Origin of the sequence: Paenibacillus sp. GCM10027627 (assembly GCF_042675505.1) — a bacterium.
Lineage (GTDB): Bacteria > Bacillota > Bacilli > Paenibacillales > Paenibacillaceae > Pristimantibacillus.
In genome coordinates this window covers 723,847-741,741 of the sequence record NZ_JBHTHB010000001.1, presented here as the reverse complement: position 1 = coordinate 741,741, position 17,895 = coordinate 723,847, and the positions used below count along the sequence as shown (strand labels likewise).

General features: G+C 48.2%; 15 protein-coding genes. 1 reads left to right on the top strand and 14 read right to left on the bottom strand.

Translation table 11 applies throughout. The features are described from left to right. The first annotated feature begins 158 nt into the window (after positions 1–158). Positions 159–797, top strand: coding sequence for a thiamine diphosphokinase (locus tag ACFQZE_RS03515; RefSeq protein ID WP_379353709.1), 639 nt, complete (start codon positions 159–161; stop codon positions 795–797). A 3-nt stretch (positions 798–800) separates the two neighbouring features. Here the strand turns inward: ACFQZE_RS03515 and ACFQZE_RS03510 are convergent, their stop codons facing one another. The 14 genes from ACFQZE_RS03510 to ACFQZE_RS03445 all read right to left on the bottom strand — a co-directional run bounded on the left by ACFQZE_RS03510 (position 801) and on the right by ACFQZE_RS03445 (position 17,876). After that, a complete protein-coding gene (locus tag ACFQZE_RS03510) occupies positions 801–2,783 on the bottom strand; it encodes an endonuclease MutS2 (RefSeq protein ID WP_379353707.1) in 1,983 nt (660 codons plus the stop codon). Between the two features lie 406 nt (positions 2,784–3,189). Further along, positions 3,190–4,713, bottom strand: coding sequence for a glycine betaine uptake BCCT transporter (locus ACFQZE_RS03505; RefSeq protein WP_379353705.1), 1,524 nt, complete (start codon positions 4,711–4,713; stop codon positions 3,190–3,192). 106 nt (positions 4,714–4,819) lie between these two features. Further along, a complete protein-coding gene (locus ACFQZE_RS03500; protein WP_379353703.1) occupies positions 4,820–5,494 on the bottom strand; it encodes a GNAT family N-acetyltransferase in 675 nt (224 codons plus the stop codon). Positions 5,495–5,507: 13 nt separating this feature from the next. Beyond that, positions 5,508–6,185, bottom strand: coding sequence for a GNAT family N-acetyltransferase (locus ACFQZE_RS03495; protein ID WP_379353701.1), 678 nt, complete (start codon positions 6,183–6,185; stop codon positions 5,508–5,510). Between the two features lie 34 nt (positions 6,186–6,219). Continuing rightward, complete coding sequence (locus tag ACFQZE_RS03490) at positions 6,220–7,080, bottom strand: carbon-nitrogen hydrolase family protein (protein WP_379353699.1); 861 nt, start codon at positions 7,078–7,080, stop codon at positions 6,220–6,222. Between the two features lie 35 nt (positions 7,081–7,115). Then, positions 7,116–8,495: a sensor histidine kinase gene (locus ACFQZE_RS03485; protein ID WP_379353697.1), complete on the bottom strand. Its 1,380-nt coding sequence runs from the start codon at positions 8,493–8,495 to the stop codon at positions 7,116–7,118. Continuing rightward, positions 8,492–9,190, bottom strand: a complete 699-nt coding sequence (locus ACFQZE_RS03480) for a response regulator transcription factor (protein WP_379353695.1) — start codon at positions 9,188–9,190, stop codon at positions 8,492–8,494. Before ACFQZE_RS03480 ends, ACFQZE_RS03485 begins: the two co-directional genes overlap by 4 nt. 137 nt (positions 9,191–9,327) lie before the next feature. Then, complete coding sequence (locus tag ACFQZE_RS03475) at positions 9,328–10,956, bottom strand: serine/threonine protein kinase (RefSeq protein ID WP_379353693.1); 1,629 nt, start codon at positions 10,954–10,956, stop codon at positions 9,328–9,330. 153 nt (positions 10,957–11,109) lie between these two features. After that, positions 11,110–12,129, bottom strand: coding sequence for an SAM-dependent methyltransferase (locus ACFQZE_RS03470; RefSeq protein WP_379353691.1), 1,020 nt, complete (start codon positions 12,127–12,129; stop codon positions 11,110–11,112). Between the two features lie 48 nt (positions 12,130–12,177). Continuing rightward, positions 12,178–12,519 carry a cyclic-phosphate processing receiver domain-containing protein gene (locus ACFQZE_RS03465; protein WP_379353688.1) on the bottom strand — a complete coding sequence of 114 codons (342 nt, stop codon included), beginning with the start codon at positions 12,517–12,519 and terminating at the stop codon, positions 12,178–12,180. 34 nt (positions 12,520–12,553) lie between these two features. Next, positions 12,554–13,372 carry an Fpg/Nei family DNA glycosylase gene (locus tag ACFQZE_RS03460; protein WP_379353686.1) on the bottom strand — a complete coding sequence of 273 codons (819 nt, stop codon included), beginning with the start codon at positions 13,370–13,372 and terminating at the stop codon, positions 12,554–12,556. Between the two features lie 57 nt (positions 13,373–13,429). Then, positions 13,430–14,224 carry a TIGR01457 family HAD-type hydrolase gene (locus ACFQZE_RS03455; RefSeq protein ID WP_379353684.1) on the bottom strand — a complete coding sequence of 265 codons (795 nt, stop codon included), beginning with the start codon at positions 14,222–14,224 and terminating at the stop codon, positions 13,430–13,432. 2 nt (positions 14,225–14,226) lie between these two features. After that, the gene (locus ACFQZE_RS03450; protein ID WP_379353682.1) at positions 14,227–15,591 is read right to left on the bottom strand and encodes a ribonuclease H-like domain-containing protein; all 1,365 of its coding nucleotides are present in this window, start codon (positions 15,589–15,591) and stop codon (positions 14,227–14,229) included. Continuing rightward, positions 15,588–17,876 carry a DEAD/DEAH box helicase gene (locus ACFQZE_RS03445; protein WP_379353680.1) on the bottom strand — a complete coding sequence of 763 codons (2,289 nt, stop codon included), beginning with the start codon at positions 17,874–17,876 and terminating at the stop codon, positions 15,588–15,590. Before ACFQZE_RS03445 ends, ACFQZE_RS03450 begins: the two co-directional genes overlap by 4 nt. Positions 17,877–17,895 lie beyond the last annotated feature (19 nt).

Below are 17,895 nucleotides of genomic sequence, written 5' to 3'. Positions count from 1 at the left end.
GATTGAAACATCCCTTCCCAATTTTAGCGTCGCCCAAGCATAAGCGCAACGACAAATTTCCGGAACATTGCCCAAATTTCGCAGAAAAGTTATACTGATACTCATGCTTTATTCGTTTTTGCAAAAGAAACCAATTCACTCAGGAGGTTAGACTCCATATGCATCATCGTATCGTCATTTGTTCGGGAGGCACGCTAGGCGATTGGGCGCTCGGCCATATTGCTCCCGATGATATGTTAATCGGCGCAGACAGTGGCGCCAGCTTTCTCATTCAAAACGGCCTCGCCCCCGATATTTCCATCGGCGATTTTGATTCCGTCAGCGTTATGGAAATGGCAACGATTCGCAAACATAGCGGTAAAACGATAAGCTGCGATCCAATCGATAAAAATTATACAGATACGGAAATGGCATTTCGACTGGCCCTTGATATGAAACCTGACGAACTGATATTGCTTGGCGGGCTCGGAACAAGATTCGACCACTCCCTCTCCAATGTGCATCTGCTTGCTTTGGCGGATGAAAACGGAGTGGCCGCATCTATCATCGACGAGCGTAACGTCATTATGCTTATTTCTTCGACTTCTATTATTCGGGGAGCGGGTCATCGGCAAGTTTCGCTGCTTCCTCTGACGGAACAAGCAACCGGCATTACACTAACCGGATTCCAATATCCGCTCACTAACGCCACTCTAAAAATAGGCATGTCGCTCGGGATCAGCAATGTTCTTCTAGGCGACGAAGGAACGATAGAGCTGACCGGAGGCAAGCTGCTCGTTATGCGCAGTCGTGATTAACGGCTATTCATCAGCAGGAGTGACAATTTGCAGCCCTTCCACATGCTTGCGATTCATTTGATGACGCGCCTTCCTGTTATCCTTCGATTCGAACACAATATCCAAATCGTACGACTGTCCCGGGTACAGTTTCTCTTTTTCAATATAGAGCTTCAATCGCTTCTGGTTGAAGCTCAGCTTCTCCCCTTTTACTTGAACGATGACATTTCCCCGCTCATCCGCTGTCCGAAATACGACTCCTGCCCTTTTTAGCGGATAAATCCAAACGGAGTCGCCTACTTGCAGCAATTGCTTCGGTTTGCTCCGTGCCGGCTGTTCTTCTTTTTCCGATTCGGTAATTTTTGGGACAATTTCTTTCTCGATTAGAACCTTTTCCTCTCGTCGCACTTCTTCCTCACGGTGAAATTCATCGCTTTCCGTTGCTCTTTCCCCTTGATCGGCAACATATTGTTGTCTAGTTCCCTTCTTCTGCTCAAGCAATTGCTCCGCTCTTGACATGACCGTCTCTGGCAATCCGAATCTTCTGGCTATCGCAAAAGCGTGGCTGTCTCCGGCTTCCCCGATTTCCAAACGGTAAAGCGGCCGCAGCGTTTCAGGATCAAAGGCCATTCTGCCGTTTTGGCAGCCTGGTGTGCGTGAAGCGAAAATTTTAATCTCGTTAAAGTGAGTGGTTGCCGCAACTAACGATTTTTTCTCCAAAAGAATCTCCAGCACCGCGATCGACAGGGCGATCCCTTCCGACGGATCGGTACCGGCAGCAAGTTCGTCAAGCAGGAGCAAAGACCGCTCATCGGCTAAGTCCATCATTTCCTTCAGGACAGAGATGTGGGACGAAAACGTGCTGAGCGAATGCTCCAAGCTCTGTCCGTCTCCCAAGTCGGCAATAATATGACGAAAAATGCCTATTTCTCCTCTTTCCACCGGAATGAGCAAACCGCATTGCGTCATAAGCGCCAGCAGCCCCATCGTTTTGAGCGCCACCGTTTTCCCTCCGGTATTAGGGCCGGTAATCATAAGCTGTTTCCACCGCATTCCCAGTTCGATATCGAGAGGCATAGAAGCGGCCCCAATGAGAGGATGCCGCGCTCCCTCTAACTTAAGAACAGGCTTGTCGCTTAGCGCTATTCTCCTGCCGTTGTAACTTCGGGACAACTTTCCTCTCGCAGCAATAAAATCGAAGCTGGCCATTGCCTGGACATTTAGCGTCAGCATACTCCCATAGGAAGCAGCGAGTTCGGACAATCCGGCCAGTACAACCGTCCTTTCTCTTTCTTCGGCAGAGCGCCATTCCAGCAGTTCAAGCTGCAACTCGGCAACATCGTTTGGTTCCACAAACAAGGTTTGGCCGCTTGAAGATTCGTCCAGCACTGTTCCGGGCACTTGTTTGCGAAGCTCGCGTTTTACTGCAAGGACAAATCGGTTTCTTCTTTTGCTAATAACCGTCTCCTGCAAAAAGCTGCGATATTTATTTAACGCTTGGTTCATTTTTCGCTCGATTTTGTCTTCCGCCCCAATTATATGCCTTCTGATGTATGCTAAATTCGGGCTGGCGTCGTCAAGCAAATTTCCGAACCGAATACATCGATTCAGCTCATCCCGGAGCGGCTGGCATTCATTCATTGATTCTGCGTAGCCGGCTATTGTAGGCGCAATATGCGCTTTGCCCCGCATATACTTTTTCATCTGTGCTACGGAAGTTAGCCAAACGGCCAGCTGCTCCAGCTCTCCTTCAACATAAATTCTCCCTTTGCCAAGCAGCGACAGAAACGGATCGATTCCTTCCATTGCAGACAAAGGTATGCTCGCTCCGCTGGCCAGCAACGCTGACGCTTCCTCCGTTTCTTGCAGCCATGATGAAATTTGTTTCAGCGAGACGCTTGGGCTCATTCGTTCGGCCAGCGTCCTTCCACCCGGCGATACCGTAAACTCAGCGGTCATCCCTTTAATTCGGTCAAATTCCAGTTTTCTCATTGTCGTTTCATTCATTTCTTTCGTCCTCCTAAAAATAAAATAAAAAAAGACAGAAATGAAAACGCGGGCGCGTTCCATTCCTGTCTCGATTGATGATTGCCCAATCCCCTTTCTACGCATAAAGTACATTTGTATGCTTAAAAAAGGGTATAAAAAAACCGCGCTGCGTGAGCACGGTGATTGGGCCTCATCTACAAAGCATGCAGGCGGAAATCCTCATGTTCTCAACTCATGGGATCAGTTCACGAAATAAACCTTCCTTCAATGCTTCTAAAAGCATAGAAAAGGCTAAGCCATTCGCTCTGATCATATCCAATTACGAGTTAAGAACACCATTAATCATTAAAATTTCCCCTTTGCTATACACTCAACGATAATATTACCGAATCAAAACTGAATCGTCAACCCCAGGGGCCAATAACTACATTTCCTCAATAAGCTCATCGAGCTTTTTCTGGCGTTTTCTTTCTATTTTTCGTTTGGCACGATCCTCCTCGCGCAAACTTCTGAGCAAGGCAGCGCACATGCCGACAATAATAACGGCAAACGGGAGCGAGGTGATTATTGAAGCGGTTTGCAAACCCGATAAACCTCCACTAATGAGCAAAACGATCGCAATAGTAGACTGCAGCAAACCCCATGTTATCTTTGTTTTTGCTTTTGGATTTGGATTCCCATCCTCCGAAAGCATCCCAAGTACAAAAGTAGCCGAATCGGCAGAAGTAATAAAAAATATAACAATAAGCAAAGTGGAAACTGCGCCGGCAATAAGGCCTAGTGGAAGCTGCTCCAGCATTAAAAACAATACAGAAGTGACATCCTCTTTGGCTGCCTCCGCAAGCGGTATATGTTTCATCAATTCCATATGCAAACCCGTTCCTCCGAATACCGAAAACCAAATGAAGCCGAGCAGGCTTGGAACGATTAAGACGCCGAGGATAAATTCTTTGATCGTACGCCCCCGCGACACTCTTGCGATAAAAGTGCCGACAAACGGTGCCCATGCGATCCACCAAGCCCAATAAAACAACGTCCAATTTCCGATCCATTCGCTTTGGGAAAACGGCGTCAGCCTAAGACTCATTCCAATAATGTTTTGGGTGTATGATCCGAACGTATTGGTCAGCATATCCATCAAAAATGCAGTAGGTCCTGTTAAAAAAACAAACAACAACAGTAAAAACGCAATAATTAGATTAGTGGAACTTAACAATTTAATGCCCTTATCCAGTCCACTAAGCGCCGAGCCCATAAAAAGAACCGTTACAATCGCAATAATCCAAATCTGCAGCGTTGTTGTATTCTCCATTCCAAAAAGCGACTGCAAACCTCCTCCGATTTGCAGCGCGCCAAGGCCTAAAGAGGTTGCAACTCCAAAAGCAGTTGCAATAACTGCCAATGTATCTATTCCTTTTCCGATAGGTCCGTTTACTCGTTCGCCAAGCAACGGGTAAAACGTTGAGCTAATTAATGCTTTACGTCCTTTACGGAATTGATGGTAGGCCAAAACTAAACCCACGATGGTATATATGGCCCAAGGATGAAGGCCCCAATGGAAGAAGGAATAACGCATCGCCACACGCGCCGCTTCCGGCGTCCCCCCTGTTACTCCTTCAGGAGGCGTTAAATAATGAGAAAGCGGCTCGGCAACTCCCCAGAAAACTAAACCTATTCCCATCCCCGTACTAAACAGCATGGCAAACCACGGGAATAGCCCATACTCCGGTTCATCATCATCTCCGCCCAATTTGATGCTTCCGTATTTGCCGAATGCCAATATAAAAGCAAATACAAGAATGCCAAACATCGTAAGCAAATAAAACCAACCGAATTTTTCGATCGCAATATCATAAACAGCACCTACAACGCTTGCGAACTGATCGGGCAAAAGAGCCCCCCATATTACAAAAAAACCGATAATGACAATGGATATCCAGAAAACCATGGTACACACTCCTTTTTATGCCATAGCATTTCCGAATACGGCAATAAATATAGGGCAATGCAGCAAATTTTACACCGGCTGCACTGCCCTTCGTTTTTAAAAGCAATTATAGTGGCAGCAAAGCAACCGTTTCTTTTGCTTTGAGTCCCCTTATCATCTCATGCCACGCGTCTGGTTTATTTGGAAGCGCAGCATAATAACCTTCTAGAAAACGTGCAACAATTATAGCATCAAGCTCTAATAATGTTTCATCTTTAGGCAAAAAGCCCAGATCAAGCTCAGTTACCGCTGCCCCTTCATGATCCCAGGATGGGTGTACATAAGGGAGATCCAGCTTCATATAGCCGATATGAGAAAGAACTTCCCTTCTGACAAAAGGATTCATTGGAGATACTCCGCCGAATTCATGGGAAGCTGCCCGGTAAGGATCATAAATTTCCGCGAACATGCCAATCGGTTTCGTGCCGGACTGTTCAGCCAGCCTTGCTAAATCCTCCTCTCTCTGACGCAATAGAAACCTGCCTACCCCCAAAGAAGGTTTTCCTATAATCGTAAAATCAGTCATCGCTACTTTTAGCTGTGGATAATAGCGATACTCCGTTGAACCTACAACTTCACCGTTATGTAAAGCGACATAAACATGAATGCCGTCGTCCTTAAGAGGTTCCTCCCACAATTCATAAGCGAGCACTTCTTCCGGTGGAAAAATCGAACCTAGCAATTGATGCAGCGGTTTAAAATAAGGATCGTCAATTGAAGTAATTCGATGGTAGCCTAACATATATACCACCCTTTCAGTAGTTTTGAAACACTGTAAACGGATTGCGCCATTCCATCAAAACGGCATTATGATGCGATTCCTCATCTTCCAAATAATGCTCAGCAATGCCTATCGGCACTCTGCCGCAGCGCAACAGAAAGGAAACGACGGGATCGCTCCACTCTCCCGACATAATGTTGTCCAAATATTGCTGCGGAGTGGCCTCCGCCGCTTTAGACGAATACCCTGGCATCCTCGCCCCGCCAAGCAGTCTGGCCAATTTCATATGGACGACCGTCTCATACATGGTCTGCATCAGCCATTTTCCGATTCCTGATTTTCTATATTCCGGGACGACGCAAATGTCGACCACATAAAGAGTTTCCCCGTCTGGTCGATGATTGCGGATATATCCGGCATCCGTAATGGTTTCCCAATTATGCGAGCCGCCGAAATCGCTCATTTTTACAATAAGTCCCGTCATAGAGCCAACGATAGCTCCATCTGCCACTGCGCAAAGAGCCCCCTCAGGAAATCTTGACACATGCTCCGAAAGCTGTTCCTTGTTCCATAAAAGTTCTTCGGGAAATGGAGGCGGGAAGCTGGCTCGCTGGACGTCTATCAATGCTTTAAAATCGGCTTTGGTATAAGGTCTTATGACCGTATGCAACGGCTTGCCATTATGAGCAATATAAAGCTCCTTGTGCATCACGACCCCGCCCTTCTGCTTACCGAAAAAGTATGGATTAACTCCAATCCGTATAAAGATCGACTCTTCTGTCTCGCCAAGTCATGACAGAGCCGTTCTTTCTCACGTCTTCCAGAAGACTAAGATCAAGATCGCCTACGACCAGCATATCGTTGTTAACCACTCCTTCGGCAATGATGCCGCCGGGAGGAAACGGAATGTCGTTCGGGGCAATAATAGCGGCTTGACCGTAGTTGGCGCGCATAAAGTCTACCTTGCGCAGCGATCCTACCGTTCCTGTTGTGACGACATAGATTTGGTTTTCAATCGTTCGGGCATGGCAGCAATACCGCACGCGGTGGAAGCCATGACGGTCATCCGTACAAGAAGGACAGAAAATAACATCGGCCCCTTTTGCTCTCGCCATCCTAACGATTTCAGGAAATTCAATATCGTAACAGGTTAACATCGCGATCGTTCCAAACGGAGTTTGGAATACTTCCACTCCATCGCCCGGAGACATGTCCCATTCCGTCACTTCGGTTGGCGTCAAATGGATTTTGTGCTGGACATCCACCCGCCCATCCGGGTGAAAAAGATGAGCCGCATTGCGGCGTTTCCCGTCCTCCATTTCAACGATATGCGTTCCGCCAATCAAATACATGCCGTATTGCTCTGCCAACCCGCGAAACAGCTTCAAATAAGCATCTGTAAAACTTGGCAGCCCATCGATTGTTAGCGGTTCCCCGTTTTCATCCCCAATCGACAGCAACTGAGTCGTCATAAACTCCGGAAACAGCAAAAATTGAACGCCATACTCCGAAGCGTTGCGAACATAATGGGATACTTGCTCCTCAAATTGTTGAAATGAAGAAATATCCGCTAGATGATACTGAACGGCCGCAACCCGGTATTTCATCTCTCCTACACCCTCTCATGATGCAATTGCCCGCTTTATTTTCTTTGTTTGAACTGAAGCGTAATCGTCGTCCCCAAATTGGGCAAGCTGAACACATCAATTTTTCCTTCGTGCAAATCCACAATTCGCTTCGCAATGGACAAGCCTAGTCCTACGCCGCCAGTCGAACGGCTTCTTGCTCCGTCCACCCGGTAAAACCGCTCGAACAGATGCGGAATTTCATTTTCTGGAATACCCATGCCTTTATCTTTTACTTCAATTTTAACGATATTGTTTTTCATTAAAGTAATTGAAATATCGATGGGGTCTTTGGAATATTTGATAGCGTTGTCCAAAAGAATGACCAGAAGCTGTCTGATTTTATCTTTGTCTCCGGTCATCCGAACCGATTTAGAGAGCGCCTTCACCCGAATGGATCGTTGGAACGTTGTCTGCAACATCGTTGAAAGCTCGTCTACCACCTGCACTACGTCAAACATTTCCAGCCTCAGCCAATCCTCTTGCTCCGCTTCAGCCAGCATAAGCATCGATTTCGTCAAATTTTGCAGACGGGTCGCTTCCTTCGAGATCGCTTCAATCGCTTCATCTCTCAAGCTTTCGTCATCTCTTCCCCAACGCTTCAACATGCCCGCATAGCTGCTAATAACGGTAAGCGGCGTTTTCAGCTCGTGGGAAGCGTCCGCCACAAATTGCTTCTGTCTGGCAAAGGTGCGGTCCAGCCGCTCAATCATTTGATTAAATGCTCTTAACAACTGCTGCAGCTCGGCAGATTCCTCGCGATTTCCCATTTCAATTTTTCTTAGCTTGCCGCTTCGATCAATTTCCCGCATCGTATTGACCATTTGCTGAATCGGAGCGGTAAGTCTAGATGTGAACCAGTAGGTGCCGAAAATAGCAAACAAGATGGCTCCCCCGCTCGTTACGCTAAGCGCCGCTACCAACACTTGCAAATAGTTGTTGAGCTCATCCAACACGCGTGTGAATTCCAGCATATATTTTACGCTGCCGGTACTGTTGTCGTACAAAGGCACGCGCATGTAAATAATTCTCTCTCCGCCTTTTGTAATCATTCCAGACTGGTGGTAAGGAAGGAATTCGGCAGGCAGCTCCTGCAAGATCGGGTGAGCGACGGAAGAATCGGCCATTCCGATGTTGACAACCCGGTTGTTAGGCGCGATAATCCGCACCATTTCATTAATGTTGCGAAACTCCTCCAGCAACTCCCCTGAGCTGATGCCCCGTAAGCTCTGAATTCTCGGATTTTCCAATATTAAATTGATTTTGGTCGTAATGACTTCTTCTTCGCTTTCCGTCGTAATTTTGATGACGTAGAAATAAACGAAAATATTAAAGAAGATAAGAATCAAAATAAGCCAAAAAATTGTAAAAAGCGTAAACCGTTTACGCAGTGTCATGCATCCGGCTCCTTAATCATATAACCGACTCCGCGAACCGTATGAATCAGCTTATGGCGGTAGCCTTTATCCAGCTTCTGCCGCAAATATCGAATATAGACATCCACCAGATTCGTCTCCCCGATAAAATCGTAACCCCATACCTCGGATAAAATATCTTCCCTAGACTTTTCTTCATTCCGATTTTCCACCAAATAAACGAGCAGCTCAAATTCGCGAGGAGTCAGCTCGATTAAAATATCTTTGCGGTATACTTTTCTAGTCCGCAATTCAATGGTGAGGTCTCCTAGCTTAATAATATCGGAGCCTTCCGCTTCTTTTGGATATTGCTGAAAAATACGCAAAATGTTGCGCACACGAGCCAGCAGCTCCTCCATGGCGAATGGTTTCGTAATATAATCGTTTGCTCCATGCTCAAATCCGCTAACTTTATCGGGAACCGTGTCTCTGGCCGTCAGCAAAATGATCGGAACAGGATTGCCGGCTTGTCTAATCAATCTCAACACTTCAATTCCGCTCATCTCCGGGAGCATCACATCCAAAAGGATAAGCTGCCATTCACCGGAAGAAGCCATTTCATAGCCTTTGCGTCCGTCAGGGGCTACCCCAACGATATAACCTTCGTGCTCCAATTCAAGCTGCAAAATGCGGGCAATTCCCGCTTCGTCTTCAACAACGAGAACGCGCTCGTTCATACTCCGGGCACCTTCCTCTTCTTCAGAATAATACTATCATCATAAAGAAGGGGAGGTTGAATTGCAAGCCGTCTACTATGCGCTGGAAGTAGGTTGGAAGTGAAAAGGCGCTTTAGAAGCAGGGAAAAAAGCTATCTTCATAGCCCGTTTTGCTTGGATCCAAGATCGCTTAAAATAAGCTCGCATAATGGCATAAGAGCCCTCGAAACTCTGTAATCCAGCACGGTATTGTCCGTAATCCATTTGCTGCTCCATAAGGCGTTGAGGACGGCATCTTGCGGTAGAAGCGGCACCGCGCATAACGGATTGTCGGGAAATAAAGAAAGCCACTCTCTTCTGCCGCGAAACCTTACGTCCTTATTGGCAATCCAATGAAGATGGTTGCCTTTTGATTTGAGCTCTTTTCCAAGCTTGACCAGCTTCTGCACATGACCGACCTGCCATTTGGCAATAAAGGGATCTCCAACTACGACAACATGACGGGATTCATTCAGCCAGTACATGGCATGAGGATCTTGCCAACGGCTGGAAAAGTCGATTACATTGACGTCGCTGCCGTAATCTCTCAGCTTTTGCTCAAAAATGCGCTCATCCTGCAACCGTTCGGAAAAATTATGGCTATTGACAGCAAGCCAGTTAATTCCGCTGCTTCCATCCCTCCGGCGTACAAAGCGATCTGTAAAACTAATGATTCCATCATCCTCCGAAGCTTCTTTTTTCGATTTGGAGGGCAGCAATTCTATCCATTCCGGGGAGGCGCCGTAATATTCGGCAGCGGTTACGGAGCAGTCTCTTCGGCCCATCATCATGGCAAGCGTAATCGACAGCAGCGTGGCTCCAGAGCCAGGAGATAAAGATACAACGCTGACGAGCGGCGGCTTTGTTTGATTCATATGGATATCCCAACGTTTCGGCTCATCCTCCAGCAGCGGTGCTTGAGATACAAATGCGAGCAGCGCCTGTTCCACTTCTTTCATCGTTTGATAACGATGCTCGGGCTTTGGCTGAATCATTCTTTCCAGCACCATGCCAAACGATCTCGGCACATGTTTCGGAAGTGGAAGAATCGATGATTTTCGAATGGCCGGATCCAGCAGCTCTGAAAAGCCTGTCCCGTTTGACGCCATGCAATACAGCAGCGCGCCAAGTCCATAAATATCCGTTCGTGCATCGGTTTGTCTTCCGCTTAGCTGCTCAGGCGCCGCAAATCCTTTTGTACCTAGCCTGACCGTGTCTGAACTTTGGCCTTCTTTGAATTTTCTCGAAATTCCAAAATCGATCAGCTTGGCGTGGCCTTTGCGGTCTATCATGACATTGGACGGCTTTACATCCCGGTGAATAATTGGCGATGGAAGAGTATGTAAATAAGAAAGTGCGGAGCATAGCTGCAAGCCGATATGAAGCATTTCCGAGAACGTGAATCCCGCCATGGAATGCGCTAGCATAGAACCAATCGTATCCCCTTCTACGTAATCCATGACGAGCGCTTCTTTACCGCCTTGATGATCCGCGGTGAAATAATCCGTAATTAACGGCAAATAAGGATGGCTTAGTTTCATTAACGTAGTCGATTCTTCCGAATAAGCGCCTTCTCCCCATTTGGCTTCCGTTACTTTCATAGCTCTCAAAGTACCCTCAAGCTTCAAATCTTCTACAGCATAAACGACACCCATCCCTCCTTGCCCAAGAGTACGAATAACTTTGTATCTTCCCCCAATGATCGACCCTTTTTCTATATCGTGGAGTCCATTCTCTTGCTTCTCCATCCCTATTCCTCCTCGCGAATTGACGAAAAAAAACATCCCGAAAATGACTGCCGCAAGCAGACGTTTTCGGGATGCTTTCCCTGACAGATATATAATTGTAATTATTGTATCATAGCCGCTCTAAAGGCTACAATGCGTATTTGATGAAGCGGTTTACTTTTTCCTCAAATAAAGAGTAATCTCTTCTCGATTGTGGAACAGCTGCTTCGCTTTCAAAACGGTAAACGCTGTTTCCAGCCGCTCCGTTACTTCTCGTATCGTTTGCATAGGCTTGCGGTGCATCAGCTTCACGGTAATAATCGCAGTCGCGTCTTCCTTTAACGCCACTTTTAAATCCAAAACCAGCCTAGCCATCATCATCGGACTCCAGCTCATATCGCAAACGATCAAATCGAATGCGCCAGTCGCAAGCTTCGCTTCCGCCGCATTGCATTTCAAATGGGTAAAGGACGACCCGTATTGAAATAGAGTAGGATGCATGTCCGCAGGATCGATAGCCGTTACGCGCAGCCCTCTTTCCAAAAGCAACGAGCTCCAACCCCCGGGTGCCGCTCCAACGTCCAGTGCTTGACGGTAGTCCGAATAGTGCAAGCCAAAAGCCCGCTCCGCCTCAAGCAGCTTAAATTTGGCTCTGGACACCTGCCCTTCCTCCCGCTGAAAGCGAACAGCTCCACCAGGCCAGTCCGAAAGCATGTCTTTAGGATGGCCGAAACCCGCGTACAGTGTGTTCTCCCCAGCATAAATGGACACGATGACTTCGGGATTTTGCACGGCAGGTTCGGCGTCGACTTCCTCCAAAACCGCATCCAACACCGCTTTTGTATCCGAAGATGAGTAAGGAAAAAGCGTCTTAGAAGTGCGGCGGATATGGACAGCCGTCCGCTTGTCCGCAAAAATGTTGCGGGCATTTCGTATCATGTCAGACAGCCCTTCCAGATCATTGGCGCTGCCTGTTATGGCGAGCGTTCGATCCACAGACTGAATATGCCGCAAAAAAATAGGTTCTTGCCTGTGAATAGCATCCAATACAATGTGAGGTTCACCTTCGGCCTCCATCAAGAACACCTCTCCAGGTGCCAGCTGAGTAAACCGAATGCCGGGCAGCAGCCTGCGAAGCTCTTCCATCGCATAAGGTGCATAAGTTTGATTTGCCGTTCCAATCCATTGACTCACGTTATCAGTTGCCTCTTTCATTAGGTAGTGGGAGCTGCTGCGCCTGCTCTAGCCGTTCGCGGCGCTTGCAACCTCGTCCAGCAAGCTTTGCGGCATCGGCCCGCCATGCAGCATAACCTCTGCGGGAAGATGTGCCGATAGCAGATGATACATTTGCATTTTGCCGGACTCGCTTGATGTATGCAAATAAATTCGTTTAGGAAATTTTCCGCTTTGAACCAAATGGAGCACCGCTTCATAACCAGTCGGCTGCCCCCAGCCCAAATCATAATCCAGCGACAAAATATCGATGCTCTCTCCATCGATCAGCCATTTGCATTGTTCTGCCGTTTGGGCTAATACAAATCCGTCCGGACATTTGCGGAAATCGTCCAAATAGACATGAATCATCCGGTTATTTCCTCCAATCTCCCGCTTGGCCTACTTATTCTCCCTTTTGACAGGCGCCGCATGCAAATGTTTTGCGATTGCCGGCAATTCCTCTTTTTATTTCTCCTCCGCAACGTGTGCAAGTTTCCCCTTCACGGTTGTAAACCTGGAGCCGCTCCTTAAATCCGCCTGTAAAAATATCGCCAGCAAACAATGGGCGCTCCCCGGCGCCCCCATGAGAGATTGAATCACGCAGCACGCTGCCCAAAGCATGATGCAGCTTCTCCCATTGCTTCTCGTCAAAAGACGCCACTTTTGTATCAGGCGCCAATCCAGCCGCAAACGCAATTTCATCCGAATATACAGGACCGATGCCAGACAATAGCTTCTCATCCATCAGTGCGGTTTTGAGTGAGCTTTTCTTTTTGGCAAACTGCTCCTTTAGCCGGATTAAAGAAAACCTTTTGTCCAGTGGGTCGAGCCCTCGGTCTTTCATATACTGCTCCACAGCTTTTACAGTCATAATGGCGATATCGCCAGCTTTAAGTCCAAAAAAGGATAATCGTCTTCCGTCAAAATGCAACGTTAAGGAAGCGTCCGCCTTCTCCTGCTCCTCCGGTTGCGAACAATAGACATATGCAGAATTGGAAACCAAAACGAGCAATCTTTTTCCATTATCCAAATGAAAAATAAGATGCTGCGCTCTTCTTTCGACAAACCACACCGTTTTGCCGACGATTTCATTTTCGAGAAGGGTAAAGTCTTCCTCTTGAATCAACTTCTCCTGTTTAACAGCCACTTTTGTAATTAACGCTCCGGCGAATCTCTCCGCGAGTACCGCCCGGTATATTTCCAACTCCGGCAACTCCTGCATCTAAGCTCTAATCCTCCCTGCGCTCTATTCAAATGGCGTACTTCATTAATAGCAGCCTTATAGGTATGAAATAAAATCGTATAATGTGCCGCATACGGCGTCCGGCTTGCAGCCGGCTTGTTGCGCGTATAATTCGTAATTATCGCTATTTGTCAGTCCCGTAAGCACAAGCACGGTCGTGCAGCCCGCTGCTATTCCCGCAGCAATGTCGGTTGCGATATTGTCGCCTACCACCCAAGTGTCTCCCGCTGCAACTCCAAGCCGCTCAAGCGCATAATTCATCAAGATCGGAGAAGGTTTCCCGATCAATATAGGCTCGCAGCCCGATGCCGCCTTGAGCATAGCGCCAATGGAGCCTGCGCCAGGAATAAGACCGTTAGTAGACGGCAACAGCAAATCGGGATTCGTCAACAGATAAACTGCGCCGCCACGTATATATTGAACAGCCTTCGCTAACCGTTCATATGTGACCTCGCGATCAATACCTTGCACGACAAGCTCCGGCGCTTCCTCCGTTAATCGGTGTCCTGCAAGCTGGAGCTGTTCACGCAAACCGGATTCCCCGATGACAAACACGGATGAAGCGCCGTATTCCTCCGCCGCGTATCCGGCAGTCGCTTGAGCCGACGTGCATACTTCATGCGCTTCAGCCGGAATCCCCATCCCCCGAAGCCGCTCTGCAACCTCTTCAGGTGATGAAGCGGAATTGTTCGTCACAAACAGGTAAGGGTAACCTCTTTCCCGTAATGAGGCAATTAAGCGATCGGCCCCCTCTATTTTGCTAGAGCCGTGATATAACGTACCGTCCAAATCTATAAGCAATCCTTTTGGCTTTTGAAGATTTTTGCTCATTGCTACATCCCTTTATCGCGTTGTTTTTCCAATTTGCGGCGCAGCCGCATTACCCGATTGCGCATTCCTTCTTGCTCCGTCCTTTGCTTCTTGTCTATGCGCTGATATGCATAAGCGCTTTCCGACAATTGCAATGCTTCAGTCGCATATGCCAGTGCTTGGGGCAAATCTTTTATTCGATGCTCATAATACATAGCTAGTTCAATACAAGCCTCCTTCGCCTCGGAAGCGGGATGCCCCCGTGACAACAAGTCGGCTTTCTGCCACAATAACACAGCCCGTTCCCAATTGCCAGCCTTCTTGTCTCTAGAGGCGAGCCTTAGCAGGGGAGATGGATCCGCATCTTCCATTTTGCAAACGAGAGCAAACAGAAGCTCAGATAAACGGCCCTTTCCCATTTTTTCCAGCCATAATCCGGTACGCACCAGCTCTTCCGCTTCAGTCGGATATGGAATCCGGTCAAATATCCCCTCCTGGAGCAAATATCCAAACCGAATAGACAAACAAGCGAGTGAAAGCAAGTCGCTTTCATTATGCTTGAATACGCCTTCAAGCGGCGACGGATCGCCATCCGCCAAAAACTGAAAATAAAGCTGCGGCGCAAGCGAACCCGGCACATCGTCTTCCCGGCTTATGCCTAGCCGCTCTTCTTCTATGTGGCTTAATTTGCACGAGGTGAGAGTATTTCTCCATATCGACCGCGACGGATGCAAAAAATCGAGATGCAGAGGCTGCCACGGCTTTCTGTCAATCCCGTTCATAATAAAGCGGTTTTGCACGAGCGGCCAATCAAACGTCTTTCCATTATATGTAGCAAGAAACGTATAATTGCGAAGTTTGCGGCGCAAATCATGCAGCATGGCGTATTCCTCTGCGGGATGCCGGATGAGCGTCTGCTCGATTACGAAAAAATCTCCTTCCAAATATCCAATTCCGATCATAAAAGGAACGTTGCCCGCACCCACGCCAAGCCCCGTCGTTTCCAGATCCAAATAAAGTACCCCTTCCGGCGCAACTCCCTCTTCATTTGGATGAAATTCAATGAGTCCAGATGCGGCCGCAGTCAGCTCTCCTATCGCATGCGTGCCATGGCAATGGGCAAGCGGATAAGCTGTTTTCCGAACCAAATATTGTCCCCATTCGTTTTGCGCCAGCTTCACGCCAAAGCCGGACCAGGCAGGATGCAGCATTTCCGTATCGTTTGACTCTATAAAATCGTGGCCTTCTTGACTCGTTGCCTCATCCCGTTGAGAATCCGCCAAAGCCTCCTCGATGTGCCCCGATCCTTCATTCAAACTAGCGCTGTTTCCACTTGCGGATACGCTGCTGCCCCGCAGCCGGCCCATCCTTTCTTTTAATCGGCTCATCGTTTACCCTCCGCTTCCTTCAGAAGCTCCAGCGCCTGCAATTTCCCCATCAAACCAACTTCCTCGATAGGGCCTACGCAAGCAGGACAGCCGCTTAAGCAGCCACAGGATTGAATCATAGACTGGGCGTGCCGGATCAACTCATCGTGAACTTCATATAGCCTCTCGCTTAGACCAATTCCGCCCGGATAACGGTCGTAAAAATAAATGGTCGGCCGCTCCGTATGAACGGCTTTTACTTGCGGCACTACCCGGATGTCGTACGGATCGCACATGAGATAGAGCGGCGCGATATGCACAAGCACGTTTGCAATGCCGAGCAGCGCGAACTGCATCTCGTTTTTGCTTTTGCGTGCGGCCGCCTCTTCGCTGAATGAAAACCAATACCCGCTCGTATGAAGCTCTTCCTCAGGTAAATGGATAGGCCCCGAACCGATATTTTCATGCGTGCGCAGCTTAATTTTTTTGAAAATAGTCGCTTTTGCGTTAAGCGTCAGTTCTCCGTATTGCCGCAGCAATTCGCCCGAAGCCGCTTCTTTGTCCACATGAAGCACCTTAAGCTCTACTGCCATATTCGCATCTGTATAATAATCAACGTCCACTTCACGGACATACGCCTTTTTCTCTTCAAAATCAAGCTTTTCCACCTGAAATTGGATGCCCTCATGGATATAAATAGCTTCCTCATGAATTAAAGTAGGAGCGCTGAACCGGTCAACCTCTCCAAGCACCCTATGAGTCGCCGTGGTGATATCGATAATGACAAAGTTTTCTTGTGCGGCGGAGCGAAGCGAAATATTGTGCGCGGGAAAAGACTGCTCCATCCAAAACCAGCGGTCTCCCGCATGATGCAAAACTTTTTCCTCGACGAGAAATTCCATCATATCTTCCAGCCGCTCCGAACCGAACGTATCCCCTTTTTGAAACGGGAGCTCGTATGCCGCGCATTTGACATGATCAATTAAAATCAATAAATTGTCGGGATGAATAAGTGCTCTCTCTGGCGGCCGATTAAAAAAATATTCCGGGTTCTGAATCAAATATTGATCGAGCGGATTGCTGCTTGCCACAAGAAAAGTGACGGAGCTTTCCTGCCTTCTGCCCGCCCGACCCGATTGCTGCCACGTACTGGCGATCGTTCCCGGATAGCCGTTCAATACGCAGGCTTGCAGCTGACCGATATCGATGCCCAGCTCAAGCGCGTTCGTACTGACAACCCCCCGAATTTCCCCGCTTCTTAGTCCTTTTTCAATTTCCCGCCGCAGCTTGGGCAAATAGCCGCCCCTGTAGCCGCGTATCGTTTTGCCGTCCAGCTTGCCGCGGGTCAGCTCCTGCAAATAAGTAAGCAGCAGTTCAACCCGTACTCTGCTCCGGGCAAAAACAATCGTTTGAACGCCTTGCTTAAGCAGCATAGCGGCCAGCTTTTGCGTCTCCAGCACGCTGCTGCGCCGAATGCCAAGCTGCTTGTTAACGACGGGAGGATTATAAAATACGATATGTTTTTCGCCCATTGGCGCCCCGTTGTTGTCGATCAGCTTCACCGTTTCTCCAATTAGGCGCTCCGCATGCTCTTTTGGATTGTCTATCGTGGCCGATGCGCAAATAAATTGTGGATTAGAGCCGTAGAAGCGGCATATCCTCTTTAATCTGCGGATCACATTTGCCACATGGCTGCCAAAAACTCCACGGTAGGCATGTACCTCATCAATGACGATAAATTTAATATTTTCAAATAGTTTGACCCACTTCGTATGATGAGGGAGTATCGCGGAATGGAGCATATCGGGATTTGTGACCACAATATGGCCCGCATTGCGGATAGCCGTTCGTACGGCAGGAGGCGTATCTCCATCGTATGTATGAGTTTTAATTCCGCTATCCATCAAATCTGCTACAGCTTGCAGCTCGGCCACTTGATCTTGAGCCAAAGCTTTAGTAGGGAACAAATAAAGCGCTCGTCCCTCTTCATTTTCCAGCAGGCTCTGCATGACGGGCAAATTGTAGCATAACGTCTTCCCGGAAGCCGTTGGGGTGACGGCAACGACATGATTGCCGCTCCTTGAAGCGGCATACGCTTCCGCTTGATGCACATAAAGCCCATCAATACCGCGCAAGCGCAAAGCTTCCCTCCAGGCTGGATGCAAGCTCTCGGGAAGAGGCACGCTTCTTGCATCGCGAGGCGCGACCGTTTGCCAATGGGTCACGTTCGCCATAAACTCCTTATTGGATCGAAAATGGGCGAGCCACTCCGACAAGTCCTCCGCTCTGCCTGTCCATCGATTCATACCGTCACTCCTTAGCCGT

What these genes read in the sequence shown, in the direction of transcription:
- ACFQZE_RS03490 (WP_379353699.1), bottom strand. Translation starts at nt 7,080, where the DNA reads ATGAAATACCGGGTTGCGGCCGTTCAGTATCATCTAGCGGATATTTCT.
- ACFQZE_RS03510 (WP_379353707.1), bottom strand. Translation starts at nt 2,783, where the DNA reads ATGAATGAAACGACAATGAGAAAACTGGAATTTGACCGAATTAAAGGG.
- ACFQZE_RS03455 (WP_379353684.1), bottom strand. Translation starts at nt 14,224, where the DNA reads ATGAGCAAAAATCTTCAAAAGCCAAAAGGATTGCTTATAGATTTGGAC.
- ACFQZE_RS03460 (WP_379353686.1), bottom strand. Translation starts at nt 13,372, where the DNA reads ATGCAGGAGTTGCCGGAGTTGGAAATATACCGGGCGGTACTCGCGGAG.
- ACFQZE_RS03475 (WP_379353693.1), bottom strand. Translation starts at nt 10,956, where the DNA reads ATGGAGAAGCAAGAGAATGGACTCCACGATATAGAAAAAGGGTCGATC.
- ACFQZE_RS03485 (WP_379353697.1), bottom strand. Translation starts at nt 8,495, where the DNA reads ATGACACTGCGTAAACGGTTTACGCTTTTTACAATTTTTTGGCTTATT.
- ACFQZE_RS03505 (WP_379353705.1), bottom strand. Translation starts at nt 4,713, where the DNA reads ATGGTTTTCTGGATATCCATTGTCATTATCGGTTTTTTTGTAATATGG.
- ACFQZE_RS03500 (WP_379353703.1), bottom strand. Translation starts at nt 5,494, where the DNA reads ATGTTAGGCTACCATCGAATTACTTCAATTGACGATCCTTATTTTAAA.
- ACFQZE_RS03445 (WP_379353680.1), bottom strand. Translation starts at nt 17,876, where the DNA reads ATGAATCGATGGACAGGCAGAGCGGAGGACTTGTCGGAGTGGCTCGCC.
- ACFQZE_RS03465 (WP_379353688.1), bottom strand. Translation starts at nt 12,519, where the DNA reads ATGATTCATGTCTATTTGGACGATTTCCGCAAATGTCCGGACGGATTT.
- ACFQZE_RS03515 (WP_379353709.1), top strand. Translation starts at nt 159, where the DNA reads ATGCATCATCGTATCGTCATTTGTTCGGGAGGCACGCTAGGCGATTGG.
- ACFQZE_RS03480 (WP_379353695.1), bottom strand. Translation starts at nt 9,190, where the DNA reads ATGAACGAGCGCGTTCTCGTTGTTGAAGACGAAGCGGGAATTGCCCGC.
- ACFQZE_RS03450 (WP_379353682.1), bottom strand. Translation starts at nt 15,591, where the DNA reads ATGAGCCGATTAAAAGAAAGGATGGGCCGGCTGCGGGGCAGCAGCGTA.